We start from the raw sequence: 12608 nt of genomic DNA on the forward strand, positions 1-12608 counted from the left end.
AATAGAGTCGTGGAGGTAGAGCACTGATTGGGTGCGGGGCCCGCAAGGGTTACCAAGCTCAGTCAAACTCCGAATGCCATAGACTTGTAACCGGGAGTCAGACAGTGAGTGCTAAGATCCATTGTCAAAAGGGAAACAGCCCAGACCATCAGCTAAGGTCCCCAAGTGTGTGTTAAGTGGGAAAGGATGTGGAGTTGCACAGACAACCAGGATGTTGGCTTAGAAGCAGCCACCATTGAAAGAGTGCGTAATAGCTCACTGGTCGAGTGACTCTGCGCCGAAAATGTAACGGGGCTAAACACACCACCGAAGCTATGGCTTGATGCGTATGCATCAGGGGTAGGGGAGCGTTGTATACAGCATTGAAGGTATACCGTAAGGAGTGCTGGAGCGTATACAAGTGAGAATGCCGGTATGAGTAACGAAAAGATCAGTGAGAATCTGATCCGCCGAAAGCCCAAGGTTTCCTGAGGAAGGCTCGTCCGCTCAGGGTAAGTCGGGACCTAAGGTGAGGCCGACAGGCGTAATCGAAGGACAACAGGTTGAAATTCCTGTACCACCGTAAACCGTTATGAGTGATGGGGTGACGCAGGAGGGTAGTGACGCGAGCTGATGGATGCTCGTCCAAGCAGTGAGGCTGGTGTGTAGGCAAATCCGCACACTATTAAGGCTGGGCTGTGATGGGGAGGGAAAATTACAGTACCGAAGGTCATGATCTCACACTGCCAAGAAAAGCCTCTAACCAGGTGAAGGTGCCCGTACCGCAAACCGACACAGGTAGGCGAGAAGAGAATTCTAAGGCGCGCGGAAGAACTCTCGTTAAGGAACTCGGCAAAATGACCCCGTAACTTCGGGAGAAGGGGTGCCCCGGTAGTGTGAATAGCACGAGGGGGCCGCAGTGAAAAGGCCCAAGCGACTGTTTAGCAAAAACACAGGTCTGTGCGAAGCCGCAAGGCGAAGTATACGGGCTGACGCCTGCCCGGTGCTGGAAGGTTAAGGGGAGCGGTTAGGGGTTAAACCCGAAGCTGTGAACCGAAGCCCCAGTAAACGGCGGCCGTAACTATAACGGTCCTAAGGTAGCGAAATTCCTTGTCAGGTAAATTCTGACCCGCACGAATGGCGTAACGACTTGGGCGCTGTCTCAACGAGAGATCCGGTGAAATTTTAATACCTGTGAAGATGCAGGTTACCCGCGACAAGACGGAAAGACCCCATGGAGCTTTACTGCAGCTTGATATTGGATTTGGGTACGATCTGTACAGGATAGGTGGGAGCCTTTGAAACCTGAGCGCCAGCTTGGGTGGAGGCGCCGTTGGGATACCACCCTGATCGTATCTAGGTTCTAACCTGGTACCGTAAACCGGTATGGGGACAGTGTCAGGTGGGCAGTTTGACTGGGGCGGTCGCCTCCTAAAGAGTAACGGAGGCGCCCCAAGGTTCCCTCAGAATGGTTGGAAATCATTCGAAGAGTGCAAAGGCAGAAGGGAGCTTGACTGCGAGACCTACAAGTCGAGCAGGGACGAAAGTCGGGCTTAGTGATCCGGTGGTACCGCATGGAAGGGCCATCGCTCAACGGATAAAAGCTACCCTGGGGATAACAGGCTTATCTCCCCCAAGAGTCCACATCGACGGGGAGGTTTGGCACCTCGATGTCGGCTCATCGCATCCTGGGGCTGAAGTAGGTCCCAAGGGTTGGGCTGTTCGCCCATTAAAGCGGTACGCGAGCTGGGTTCAGAACGTCGTGAGACAGTTCGGTCCCTATCTGTCGTGGGCGTAGGAAATTTGAGAGGAGCTGTCCTTAGTACGAGAGGACCGGGATGGACGTACCGCTGGTGCACCAGTTGTTCCGCCAGGAGCATGGCTGGGTAGCTACGTACGGACGGGATAAGCGCTGAAAGCATCTAAGCGTGAAGCCCCCCTCAAGATGAGATTTCCCAGTATGTAAGACCCCTTGTAGACGACGAGGTAGATAGGTTGGAGGTGGAAGTGCAGCAATGCATGGAGCTGACCAATACTAATCGGTCGAGGGCTTATCCTAAAAAGTACCCACCAAAGTGAAGAACAGCGTTGAAGCTGATTCCGAGTACTTTGGCGGGGACCCGATAATTCTTAAAGCGCAGATTCGTTTCGTATCTAGTTTTCAGGTGATCAAACACTTGAATTAAATATTGTTCCCTGATAGCTCAGTTGGTAGAGCACTCGACTGTTAATCGAGTTGTCACAGGTTCGAGTCCTGTTCGGGGAGCCATTATGGAGAGGTGTCCGAGTTGGCCGAAGGAGCACGATTGGAAATCGTGTAGGCGCCAAAAGCGTCTCGAGGGTTCGAATCCCTCTCTCTCCGCCATTATAGTTTGGCCCGTTGGTCAAGGGGTTAAGACACCTCCCTTTCACGGAGGTAACATGGGTTCGAATCCCATACGGGTCACCATTTTCATTGCTTGCATCAGGGATGAGAATCCAAAAAGGGTTCGTCGGAGCGTTACTTCGATAGCATATACATCGCAGTCTCGAACGAAGTGAGAGTATCCCATACGGGTCACCACTTACACTATTATCATTAGGGATGGGAATCCCAACGAAATAGTACTTGCATTTTTAGTGGTTTATCTGCTAAGATATTAAAAGTGTTTCTTATGGAGGCTTAGCTCAGCTGGGAGAGCATCTGCCTTACAAGCAGAGGGTCGGGGGTTCGATCCCCTCAGCCTCCACCATGTATACTCTAAAGAAAATAAATATTTTTTAATGACGCGGGGTGGAGCAGTCCGGTAGCTCGTCGGGCTCATAACCCGAAGGTCGCAGGTTCAAATCCTGCCCCCGCAATTTATCTCCTTACGTATGGAGATACATAATTGGCCGTGGAACCGTGGTGTAGAGGCCTAACATGCCTGCCTGTCACGCAGGAGATCGCGGGTTCGAATCCCGTCGGTTCCGCCATTTATTTTCTTGAGAGTTTAGTTTGTTGCAATCATGCTCTTAATAGAAACAAAATTAGGCTCGGTAGCTCAGTCGGTAGAGCAGAGGACTGAAAATCCTCGTGTCGGCGGTTCGATTCCGTCCCGAGCCACCATGAATTTAATAACAAGCAAAAAAGCCGGTGTAGCTCAATTGGTAGAGCAACTGACTTGTAATCAGTAGGTTGGGGGTTCAAGTCCTCTCGCCGGCACCATATGGAGGCTTAGCGAAGTGGCCAAACGCAGCAGACTGTAAATCTGTTCTCGTACGAGTTCGGTGGTTCGAATCCATCAGCCTCCACCAGTTTTATTATAGGGGCATAGTTTAAAGGTAGAACAGCGGTCTCCAAAACCGTTAGTGTGGGTTCAATTCCTGCTGCCCCTGCCATTCGAAATACAGCTTCATATCTTTTATTATGGCGGTCGTGGCGAAGGGGTTAACGCACCGGATTGTGGCTCCGGCATTCGTGGGTTCAAGTCCCATCGATCGCCCCATAACTTATAATGACAATCTTGTTGGGGATTAGCCAAGCGGTAAGGCAACGGACTTTGACTCCGTCATGCATAGGTTCGAATCCTATATCCCCAGCCAGTTTAAGCGGACGTGGCTCAGCGGTAGAGCATCGCCTTGCCAAGGCGAGGGTCGCGGGTTCGATTCCCGTCGTCCGCTCCATTTGATTTCGGCGCCATAGCCAAGTGGTAAGGCACAGCTCTGCAAAAGCTTTATCCCCAGTTCGAATCTGGGTGGCGCCTCCATTAATTTCATATGCGCCCTTAGCTCAGCTGGATAGAGCGTTTGACTACGAATCAAAAGGTCAGGAGTTCGAATCTCTTAGGGCGCGCCATTTTTTTTAACTGAATATGCCGGTGTGGCGGAATTGGCAGACGCGCGCGACTCAAAATCGTGAGGGAAACCGTGGGGGTTCGAGTCCCTTCACCGGCATCATAGAGAAAAGCCTTGGATATCTTTCCAAGGCTTTTTCTTGTATAGACTAACATTGTAAACCGAGCCATCACTCGTCGTTCGTTAATCTCACTTCCCGCTATATTGCACTTGCACTTCTCCTTCCAATCAGCCACCTGATGATATCCCGCAGAAAGACGGCCATTTTAATTCGTATTGCGTTTATTTGTATGGCTGTATGTCGTTTAATTCGTATCATGCTGTTTTATGTAGGTCCTATCTGCATAGATGTTCTCTTTATATGACGTGCCCTCGTAAGTTGGGAGTAAGAGGGTGTACAACAGCCTTGAACAGGATCCTGAGATCAATCCGTTCGTTCTACCATTACTCCCTTTGAACGTTTTCCCCTCCTTGTTTAACGTTGATAAACCATTCCAGCCGGCTTTACCCGGGCTAAACAGGCTCAATGTTTATTTAGCTAAGTGCTAAATCCCTTGCTCAGAGCCTCCAACGATTCCTGTCCCAAGCTTTGTATGAATAGACTGCTCATTAAAGCTCACAGTGCGTGCCGTTCATGTTTTATTAGCGAGATATTGGAGCTGCCAGTGGGGGATGTGGCTGCCGAATTACATGCAGAAAAGGCTTGCTTCGTCTAAGGTCCGAGCCATCCCCCGACTTAGGTCTAGGATTAAAAACCGTCTGGGGTCCGTTTTGGAAAACCCGGATAGAACCTAAAATAGAGTCATAAGGTTGATACAAACGAAAGGCGGTGACAATGCATGAGAACAAATAAAACTTCTGGTTGGGCGATCGTATTGATCGCAATCGGTGCACTGATGCTCCTGGGAGTATTCGCTCCATTATTCGGCAGGCTGATCGGATTGATCTTCCCGATCCTGATGATCGTGCTCGGCTATTATGGAATTCGCAGAGGTAAGGTGGTCATCGGTACGATTATCCTCGCATTCGGTGTCATGGGACTTCTGGCGAAGCTGTCCTGGATCATCGGACCGCTGCTGGGAATTGCCCTGGTAGTGTTCGGGATTATGCTGCTGAAAGGTAAGAAGTCGTCGAAGTGGATGTAACGGTAACAAAGAATTACCTTCAATAAATACAATCAAACGAATAGGCGATCACAGCTTATAAGGAGGGAGCAAGAACAGATGAGCGTATTTCGCAGGGTACGGGATATCACTGTAGCGACATTAAATGAACGTTTGGAACAAAGTCAGGACCCGGTACGGTTGATCGATCAGTTTTTGGCATCAACGCGTGACGATATTATGGAAGCCGAGAAGCTCGTTCAGCAGTACTCCGCTCATGTGAGACAGCTGAAGCAGCAAGTGGATCAGGCATCTAACATGAAGGAAAAGCGTGAGGAGCAGGCGCTGCTGGCTCTGAAGGCCGGCGAGGATCATCTAGCCAAGCTCGCACTGCAGGAAAAAATCATCTATGAAGAAAAGCTCGAGCAATACGGAGGACTGCTGGATACAACCCGCCAGTCGCTCACCGAGCTGGAAAATCAGCTGAACGACCTGAAATTGGAGTACCAAACCGTGTACAGCAAACGTCAATACTACGCGGCACGAATGGAAACCCTCAGACTTCAGCAGCGGATGAATCAGCGCATGGAAGGTTTTGGCGGACAGGATGTTCCCAAGATGTTCAACCGTCTGGAAGACCGCATTTCCGATTGGGAATTTGAAGCACGCAGTCTGCGCGACCTGCGCCGCGGCGGTCAGGAACTGTTCGAGCAAGCCAGCGGAACGGTATCCAGCGTGCTGGAAAGGGAGCTGGCCCGCCTGAAGGAAAAGCTGAACAACAGCGGAAAGGAGTAACGTCATGAGCAAGCTATACCGATCGACCCGCGATAAAATGGTTACCGGTTTGTGCGGCGGTCTGTCCGATACCTTAGGCATCGATTCCACGCTGCTGCGGATCCTGTTCTTGATCAGTATCCCATTTACCGGCGGGACCACGCTGTTCATCTACTTTATCGCGGCTTTGGTCATCCCTAAAGAACCAACGACACCTTTTAATCCATATGGACCGGGGTCGGGGGTAGCTGGGGGCGGATACTACGGCAATAGTATGGGGTCCGGCAGCTACTACGGCAACGGTCAGCAAGGCAACGGCGCTTATGGTGCCCAATCTTTTGACCCTAGAGCCAAATACAACGGTTCGCCATACGGCGGAGGCAGACCGGGCGGATACAGCTCGTCCGCATCCGACCTGGACGCCATGATGGAAGATATCGAGAAGAAAGCCATGAAGAAAGAGCTTGAGGAATTGAAAAAAAAATTATCTAAGTACGAGAAGGGAGAAGTGTAAAACATGGGAGTATTTAAAAGAATTAAGGATATGACGAAAGCATCGGTGAACGAGGTATTGGATAAAGTTGAAGATCCGGTAATTATGCTGAACCAGTATCTGCGCGATATGGAGGCAGAAATCCATGACGCGGAAGTTACAGTAGCGAAGCAAATGGCCAATGAACGCCGCATGAAGCAACGCGTGGAAGAAGCCGTGAAGATGGCCGGCCAACGTGAGGCTCAAGCTGAACTGGCACTTCGTAACGGCCAGGAAGAAGTAGCGCGCAAGCTGCTCGAGGAAAAGATTTATTTTGACCAAAAACTGTCCGAGTACCAAGAACTGCACGCTCAATCCGAGGCGCAAGCCAAAGAACTGGTACAGCAGCTCCATGACATGAAAGACGAGTTCTACAAAATGCGCAACAAGCGCAATGAGCTCGTAGCCCGGGCGCAAATGGCGAAAGCCAAAAAGCAAATGTCTCAAATCAGCAGCCTGCATACGATCGAAAGCGGCAGCGCGTCCCTTGGATTCCACCGCATGGAAGAAAAGATCATGCAAATGGAAGCTGAAGCCGATGTGATGCGTGCCCCTTACCGTCCGGAAACATCCGCTTTCACCAGCCCGGTCGATGCGGAGAAGCAGCTGAAGGTGGAAGAACAGCTCAGCGCGCTGAAAAGCAAGCTGAACCCGACGGCTGCCGCTCCTTCCAAATCGAATAAAGAATAAGTATTCAATTCTGCGGACAATATGATATGCTAGGAAGAATGGAATAAGGGCGCGAGACCTCATTCACATCTTCCTGGATCCCGGTGAAGCCATAAGGAGTGTGCCCGTCACAACCCTATGGCTTTTCCGGTCTTACTTTTCCGATAAACCAAGACATCATAAGGAGGTGCGGCATGGAAAAAAGAAATCGCTTCATTGCGCTGATTCTCATCGGGATCGGCCTCCTCATGCTCTTCGGCAGGTGGGTCGGCTTTTTTACCATCGTCGCCCTCTTATTCATTCTTATGGGAATTTATACGATTCGCGGCGGAAAAGTGAAGAGAGGCTACCGTCTTGTTGCGGTGGGCGCCATCCTGCTGCTGATTGATCATTTGCTGATCGTGCTGGGGATTGCGCTGATCTCCCTGGGATGGTTTTTTGTAAAGGCAAGGAAGGTACAAAATCGGGACGGGTACCTGCAGAAGCAGGGATTTTCGGGGCATTACAATTGGGATCAGGTCCCTTGGGCTATGAGAAGCCAGAGCGTCTGGCATGTCATCAACGAAGCCGATCTGGATTTGTCGCTTGCGATCCCCGAGGAACACCGTACGGTTATGATGTTTCAAGGCATCATGGGGGATACGGACATCAAAATTCCGGAGTATTACGGGGTGGAGCTTGAAGTGTTCGTCCTGTTCGGCGCGATCGATTTCAGAGGGCACCGGGATAACGGGTTGATGAACCGTTTGAACTGGAAATCCCCTAATTATGAGACCAGCGAATACAAAGTTAAATTCCATATTTCCTACCTGGTAGGAGATGTTGATATTGATCTGTCATAGGAGGTGGGTTCCCTGATGAAAACCAGAAAACCGGCTAATATGGTCTCCCGGAGCATGGGCGAGGGGGCCCTTCTTTCTTTTGTTATGCTCCTGATCATTTTTTACGTACTTTATACATATGGTTATTTGGCCCCGTTTGATTCTTGGCAAAAAACGCTGCAGGCCGGTGCTACGCTGATCCTGGTTCCGATCGGTCTGGGCGCTATCTTCGGGTTCTATCAGAGTTACCGGGTAAAAATGAAGCTGGAACGGCTGCGGGAAACGCTGCTCTCCTGGGAAAAAGGGAACGTCGCCCGCTCCGTGCCGGAGCTTGGCGGCGACGAGGTCGGGCGCCTTGGCGAACAGCTTGGGCGCATCAGCAAAAAGTGGGAGGAGCAGGTGAACTCCCTTCAGCGCTTGTCCACGAACAATGCCCAGCTGGCCGAGCAGGCGCGGATATCGGCGATCATAGAGGAGCGCCAGCGTCTGGCGCGGGAGCTGCATGATGCGGTATCACAGCAGCTGTTTGCGATATCGATGACGGCGACGGCCGTGGGGAGGACGCTTGAGAAGGATTTTGACAAGGCCCAGCGCCAGGTGGCGCTCATCGAAGAAATGGCCGCTGTGGCCCAATCAGAAATGAGAGCGCTGCTGCTGCATCTCCGGCCGGTCTATCTGGAAGGCAAGCCGCTGGAGCAAGGCCTCGGCGAGCTGATCAAAGAGCTCAAAGTGAAGGTCCCGATGGAAATCGTGTTTGAAATGGACAAAGGCATCCACCTGGTAAAAGGAATCGAAAACCATCTGTTCCGCATCATCCAAGAGGCGATGTCTAACACGCTCCGGCATGCCAAAGCAGATAAGATGGAAATCCGGATTCACCAAAAGAAAGACATGGTCTGGGTCATGCTGCGTGACGACGGCCAGGGCTTTGAACTAAACGAGACAAAACAGGCCTCCTACGGCCTTTCAAATATGCAGGAACGCGTCAACGAAATCGGCGGATCGATCCAGATCATTACGGCGCCCGGCAAGGGTACGCGAATCGAAATTACCGTGCCGATTGTATCTGAAGACAAAGCAGGGAGTGAGGATCTTGGAAATGGAAACACCCATGATTAAAGTGCTGCTCGTCGATGACCACGAGATGGTGCGGATCGGTTTGGCGGCCGTGCTGGGGACTGAGGACGGCATCGAAGTCGTCGGCGAGGCAGGCAGCGGTGAGGAAGGCATCCGCCTTGCCCGGGAATACAAACCCGACGTCGTCCTGATGGACCTGGTGATGGAGGGCATGGACGGGATTGAGGCGACGCGGCAGCTGCTGAAGCTGTACCCGGACTGCAAGGTAATCGTGCTGACAAGCTATTTGGACGACGAGAAAATGTACCCGGTTATCGAGGCCGGTGCATTCAGCTACCTGCTGAAGACGTCGCGCGCAAGCGAAATCGCCGACGCCATCCGCGCCGCGGCGCGCGGCCAATCGGTCTTGGAATCGCAGGTCGCCTCCAAGATGATGAACCGGTTCCGCCATCCGGAGGTAGAGGCCCCGGCGCACAAGGAGCTGACTGACCGCGAAATGGATGTGCTCCGCCTATTGGCGCAGGGCAAGTCCAACCAGGAAATCGCCGATGACCTCATCATTGGAATCAAAACGGTCAAGTTTCATGTGACGAACATCCTGGCGAAGCTGGGCGTAGACGACCGCACGCAGGCGGCGATCTACGCTTACAAGAACGGTCTGGCGGAATAGTTGGATAGAATCCATAGCAAATTAATCCATAGCAGATGAAAAGCCCCTGAGGAGCGGATAGCTTCCAGGGGCTTTTTTAGATAATAATGTGTAAGTTTTGAAGACCGCTAAATCAAAAACAGCAGCCCGAGGGTAGCCAGACTTAGCGCCAGGCCAGCCCCATATCCAAACCCATAGCCATACGGATAATAAGGATAGAAGGCGCGGACGGTGGCTTTTTCCGGAGCTTTGGCTACAGGCCCCTTTGCGCGTTTTTTATGGCCGCCCTTTACTTTGGCGCCGTGCAGCTGAGTGCCTTCCGGCCCGTTCAGAATAATATGGCCGTCTTTGCACTCGGTCAGCTTTCCGGTATATACTCTGCCGTCATACATACAGGCGGCGACCATTTTGCCGCAGTGCTGCCGAATATTTTCTTCTGTTAATGGGTAAATAGGGATCATGGAAGTGTGCGAACCTCCCTTATCATTTTTATTAACCAGTGTATTCACCGCCTATGGACGCGGCTATGGTCATTCACCCAATTTCGCCTATCGTTCGGCTTTAGGTATAATCGCCCCGGAAACGGACATCCTTTTAGTAGATTGATAGATTTCCTGGTGAAGGGATGGTTGAGGGATGATGGCAGTCCGGAGATGGGCAGGTCTGGGTTTGGCGGTATGCATAGCGGCTTTGGTATGGATGGGGTATTTGTGGTACAGCGCGAATCAGACGTCGGCGCCGTCCCATCAGGATCCGGAAGAATTGCGCACCCTCTTGAAGCTGGGAAATGAAGTAGTAGACGTGCCGCAGCGTCTGGTTGTGAAGTGGCAGGGAGACTGGGAAGCCAACGGAAATCAGGATGCGTACGAGGCGGCCGAGGGGCTGTCCCAATCGCTGAATCTGCCGGGAGTACAGCAGCTGACGGAAGGCGGTCACTTGACATACCGGGTCGTGGATACGAAAAATGGCGTTAATGTGCGGTTTAACTGGCAGGAGATTTCAGAGGATCGCAGTTATATTATTATTCAACTGGAGGCGGCTGGTGATGAGCAGCTGAGCGCCTTGACCGAACTCCAGTCAGAATACGGACAGGCATTGCACAAAAACGGCATCGATGCTGAATGGAATGCTTCTTTGCAGGGAACGGTTAAAGGGGAGCATCCTGCCGGATCGACCATGAAAGCGGTAGAGGATGGCATTTTCAGACATATGGCGGCGACAAAAGCGGAATCCTACGAGGATGCGACTACGGTCAGCAACGCTTACGAGGTGCCTTCATTGCGGTCAGGCATCCAAAGCGGAGGAAAGGTTCTGAACATGCAGGTGGCGGTTCATGAGGATCAATCGACCGGCAGCAGCCGGGTGACGATCGGGCTTCCGGTCATTACGATTGAGTATTAGACCTGCCTAGCACGCAGAAAGAAATTTTTGATTTACCACCAAGTTAAACGGATAGCATCATGCTGATGAATGTGCTAAAATGACATCAATCATTTTATGCCACCAAATTATGGTGTAAAATCGGGATTTTGAAGAGACCAAAATACGACATAGAAAGAATGAGGAGCCATGACTGAAAATCAAAATCTTGAAGCACTCAAAACACCTGGTGCTGTATTTTTTATTTTCGGGGCAACCGGGGATTTGGCCAAACGCAAACTGTTTCCTGCCATTTATAGTTTGTACCGTGAAGGTAAATTAGCCGAGGATTTTGCGGTCATCGGCGTCGCGCGGCGTCCGCGTACCCAGGAGGAGTTCCGTGAGGACATCTTCCAGTCGATTCAGGAATTTTGCCGTTACAAGGCAGAGGACAACGACAATTGGAAGACGTTTGCGCAGCATTTTGAATATAAGTCCCTCGATATCAACAACGTCGACGGATTCCGTGAATTAAACGAACAGACGGTGAAGCTGGAGAAGCAGTTCGGCATTCCGGGCAACCGCCTGTTCTATCTGGCCCTGGCGCCGGAGCTGTTCGGCAGCGTATCGTTTAACCTGCAAAAGGGTGGCATGCTGGATGCCGAAGGCTGGAACCGCCTCGTCATCGAGAAGCCGTTCGGCTACGATCTGAAATCGGCTGAAGAGCTGAACAAACAGATTCGCCAGGTTTTTAAAGAAGAAGAGATTTACCGGATCGACCACTACCTGGGCAAGGAAATGGTGCAGAATATCGAAGTCATCCGGTTTGCCAACGCGTTCTTCGAGCCGCTGTGGAACAACAAGCATATTTCCAACGTTCAGATTACGCTGAGCGAAACCGTCGGTGTTGAAGAGCGCGGAGGGTACTACGACCATGCCGGCGCACTCCGGGATATGGGACAAAACCATATGCTGCAGATGCTGACGATGATTGCGATGGAGCCGCCTAGCCGCCTGCTGCCGGAGGATATCCGCGACGAGAAGGTGAAGGTGCTTCGTTCGCTCCGGCCTTACGAGACAGCGGAAGAAGTGAAGAAGAACGTCATCCGCGGCCAGTACATCAAGGGCTCTGCCCGCGGTAAGGACCTGCCGGCCTACCGTGAGGAGGACAAGGTCGACCCGAATTCCAATACGGAGACGTATTTTGCGGCGCGACTGTTCGTGGATAATTTCCGCTGGGCGGGCGTACCGTTCTATATCCGGACAGGCAAACGCCTCCCGGTCAAAACGACGGAAATTGTCGTGGAATTCAAGAGCATGCCGAACAACGTGTATTTGGGTAAAAAATACAAGCTCGAACCGAACCTGCTGGTCATCCGGGTGAACCCGATGGAAGGCATCTACGTAAAGATCAATGCGAAGAAGCCGGGCTCCGAAAATGAAATCGAGCCGCTAGCGATGGACTTCTGCCAGAGCTGCATGGTCGGCATCAACTCGCCTGAAGCGTATGAGCGCCTGCTGCATGATGCAGCCCGCGGCGAATCGACGTATTTCACCCGCTGGGATGAAGTGGCGTCGGCCTGGTCCTTCGTCGATAAGATCGCCGAAGCCTGGGCGCAAAACCAGGGCGATATCTCTTATTATCCTGCCGGGTCCTGGGGACCGAAGGAAACGGACGAACTGCTGAAAGCGGACGGCTTCCACTGGTGGCCGGTGAACGGCCAGGAAGAGGACAACGTCGTGTGGCAGATTGGCAAATAAAACCGTTGTACCGGTGCTTGCCTTATGTTTCACTAAAGACATAGCCTGAAATGAAATCATCCTCATGC

10 protein-coding genes, 16 tRNA genes and 1 rRNA gene (1 of these 27 cut by a window edge) are annotated in these 12608 nt (G+C 51.8%); 26 read left to right on the forward strand and 1 reads right to left on the reverse strand.

Going from position 1 to position 12608, the window contains the following annotated elements:
* From GCU45_RS20435 to GCU45_RS20550, 24 genes are all read left to right on the forward strand, one after another.
* Nucleotides 1–2038, forward strand: a 23S ribosomal RNA gene (locus GCU45_RS20435) (it extends 893 nt beyond the left edge of the window).
* Nucleotides 2039–2172: 134 nt separating this feature from the next.
* Nucleotides 2173–2248: transfer RNA gene (locus GCU45_RS20440), tRNA-Asn, on the forward strand.
* Between the two features lie 4 nt (nucleotides 2249–2252).
* Nucleotides 2253–2344: transfer RNA gene (locus tag GCU45_RS20445), tRNA-Ser, on the forward strand.
* 9 nt (nucleotides 2345–2353) lie between these two features.
* Nucleotides 2354–2428: transfer RNA gene (locus tag GCU45_RS20450), tRNA-Glu, on the forward strand.
* A 207-nt stretch (nucleotides 2429–2635) separates the two neighbouring features.
* Nucleotides 2636–2711: transfer RNA gene (locus tag GCU45_RS20455), tRNA-Val, on the forward strand.
* 35 nt (nucleotides 2712–2746) lie between these two features.
* Nucleotides 2747–2820, forward strand: a tRNA-Met gene (locus GCU45_RS20460).
* Nucleotides 2821–2857: 37 nt separating this feature from the next.
* A tRNA-Asp gene (locus GCU45_RS20465) sits at nucleotides 2858–2934 on the forward strand.
* 57 nt (nucleotides 2935–2991) lie between these two features.
* Nucleotides 2992–3067: transfer RNA gene (locus GCU45_RS20470), tRNA-Phe, on the forward strand.
* A 23-nt stretch (nucleotides 3068–3090) separates the two neighbouring features.
* Nucleotides 3091–3166: transfer RNA gene (locus tag GCU45_RS20475), tRNA-Thr, on the forward strand.
* 3 nt (nucleotides 3167–3169) lie between these two features.
* Nucleotides 3170–3255 (forward strand) — tRNA-Tyr (locus GCU45_RS20480).
* Between the two features lie 10 nt (nucleotides 3256–3265).
* Nucleotides 3266–3339 (forward strand) — tRNA-Trp (locus tag GCU45_RS20485).
* A gap of 31 nt (nucleotides 3340–3370) precedes the next feature.
* Nucleotides 3371–3446, forward strand: a tRNA-His gene (locus GCU45_RS20490).
* A gap of 22 nt (nucleotides 3447–3468) precedes the next feature.
* Nucleotides 3469–3543, forward strand: a tRNA-Gln gene (locus tag GCU45_RS20495).
* 6 nt (nucleotides 3544–3549) lie between these two features.
* Nucleotides 3550–3624: transfer RNA gene (locus GCU45_RS20500), tRNA-Gly, on the forward strand.
* Between the two features lie 9 nt (nucleotides 3625–3633).
* Nucleotides 3634–3707: transfer RNA gene (locus GCU45_RS20505), tRNA-Cys, on the forward strand.
* 12 nt (nucleotides 3708–3719) lie between these two features.
* Nucleotides 3720–3796 (forward strand) — tRNA-Arg (locus GCU45_RS20510).
* A gap of 18 nt (nucleotides 3797–3814) precedes the next feature.
* Nucleotides 3815–3894, forward strand: a tRNA-Leu gene (locus GCU45_RS20515).
* A 740-nt stretch (nucleotides 3895–4634) separates the two neighbouring features.
* Entirely contained in the window at nucleotides 4635–4940 is a 306-nt protein-coding gene (locus GCU45_RS20520) for a LiaF transmembrane domain-containing protein (RefSeq protein WP_076175192.1), read from the forward strand.
* 78 nt (nucleotides 4941–5018) lie between these two features.
* Nucleotides 5019–5693, forward strand: coding sequence for a PspA/IM30 family protein (locus tag GCU45_RS20525; RefSeq protein ID WP_076175189.1), 675 nt, complete (start codon nucleotides 5019–5021; stop codon nucleotides 5691–5693).
* Nucleotides 5694–5697: 4 nt separating this feature from the next.
* Nucleotides 5698–6186, forward strand: coding sequence for a PspC domain-containing protein (locus GCU45_RS20530; RefSeq protein WP_152400169.1), 489 nt, complete (start codon nucleotides 5698–5700; stop codon nucleotides 6184–6186).
* Nucleotides 6187–6189: 3 nt separating this feature from the next.
* Nucleotides 6190–6894 (forward strand): PspA/IM30 family protein, encoded by a 705-nt coding sequence (locus GCU45_RS20535; RefSeq protein ID WP_145137200.1) that lies wholly within the window; start codon nucleotides 6190–6192, stop codon nucleotides 6892–6894.
* A gap of 173 nt (nucleotides 6895–7067) precedes the next feature.
* Nucleotides 7068–7715, forward strand: a complete 648-nt coding sequence (gene liaF / locus GCU45_RS20540; protein WP_076175183.1) for a cell wall-active antibiotics response protein LiaF — start codon at nucleotides 7068–7070, stop codon at nucleotides 7713–7715.
* A gap of 15 nt (nucleotides 7716–7730) precedes the next feature.
* Nucleotides 7731–8813 (forward strand): sensor histidine kinase, encoded by a 1083-nt coding sequence (locus GCU45_RS20545; protein ID WP_152400172.1) that lies wholly within the window; start codon nucleotides 7731–7733, stop codon nucleotides 8811–8813.
* Nucleotides 8794–9441: a response regulator transcription factor gene (locus GCU45_RS20550; RefSeq protein WP_076175243.1), complete on the forward strand. Its 648-nt coding sequence runs from the start codon at nucleotides 8794–8796 to the stop codon at nucleotides 9439–9441. The genes GCU45_RS20545 and GCU45_RS20550 overlap by 20 nt, the downstream gene beginning before the upstream one ends.
* 107 nt (nucleotides 9442–9548) lie before the next feature.
* On the opposite strand, the gene GCU45_RS20555 is transcribed toward GCU45_RS20550, so the two are convergent.
* A complete protein-coding gene (locus GCU45_RS20555) occupies nucleotides 9549–9881 on the reverse strand; it encodes a hypothetical protein (protein WP_152400173.1) in 333 nt (110 codons plus the stop codon).
* 175 nt (nucleotides 9882–10056) lie between these two features.
* On the opposite strand from GCU45_RS20555, the gene GCU45_RS20560 reads away from it, so the two are divergent.
* Together GCU45_RS20560 and zwf are read left to right on the forward strand one after the other, a co-directional pair.
* Nucleotides 10057–10821 carry a YwmB family TATA-box binding protein gene (locus GCU45_RS20560; protein WP_152400175.1) on the forward strand — a complete coding sequence of 255 codons (765 nt, stop codon included), beginning with the start codon at nucleotides 10057–10059 and terminating at the stop codon, nucleotides 10819–10821.
* Nucleotides 10822–10989: 168 nt separating this feature from the next.
* On the forward strand, nucleotides 10990–12540 hold the full coding sequence (zwf, locus tag GCU45_RS20565) for a glucose-6-phosphate dehydrogenase (RefSeq protein WP_152400176.1): 1551 nt from the start codon (nucleotides 10990–10992) through the stop codon (nucleotides 12538–12540).
* The last annotated feature ends 68 nt before the right edge of the window (nucleotides 12541–12608 follow it).

Source organism: Paenibacillus cellulositrophicus (assembly GCF_009363095.1).
GTDB lineage: Bacteria > Bacillota > Bacilli > Paenibacillales > Paenibacillaceae > Paenibacillus_AQ > Paenibacillus_AQ favisporus.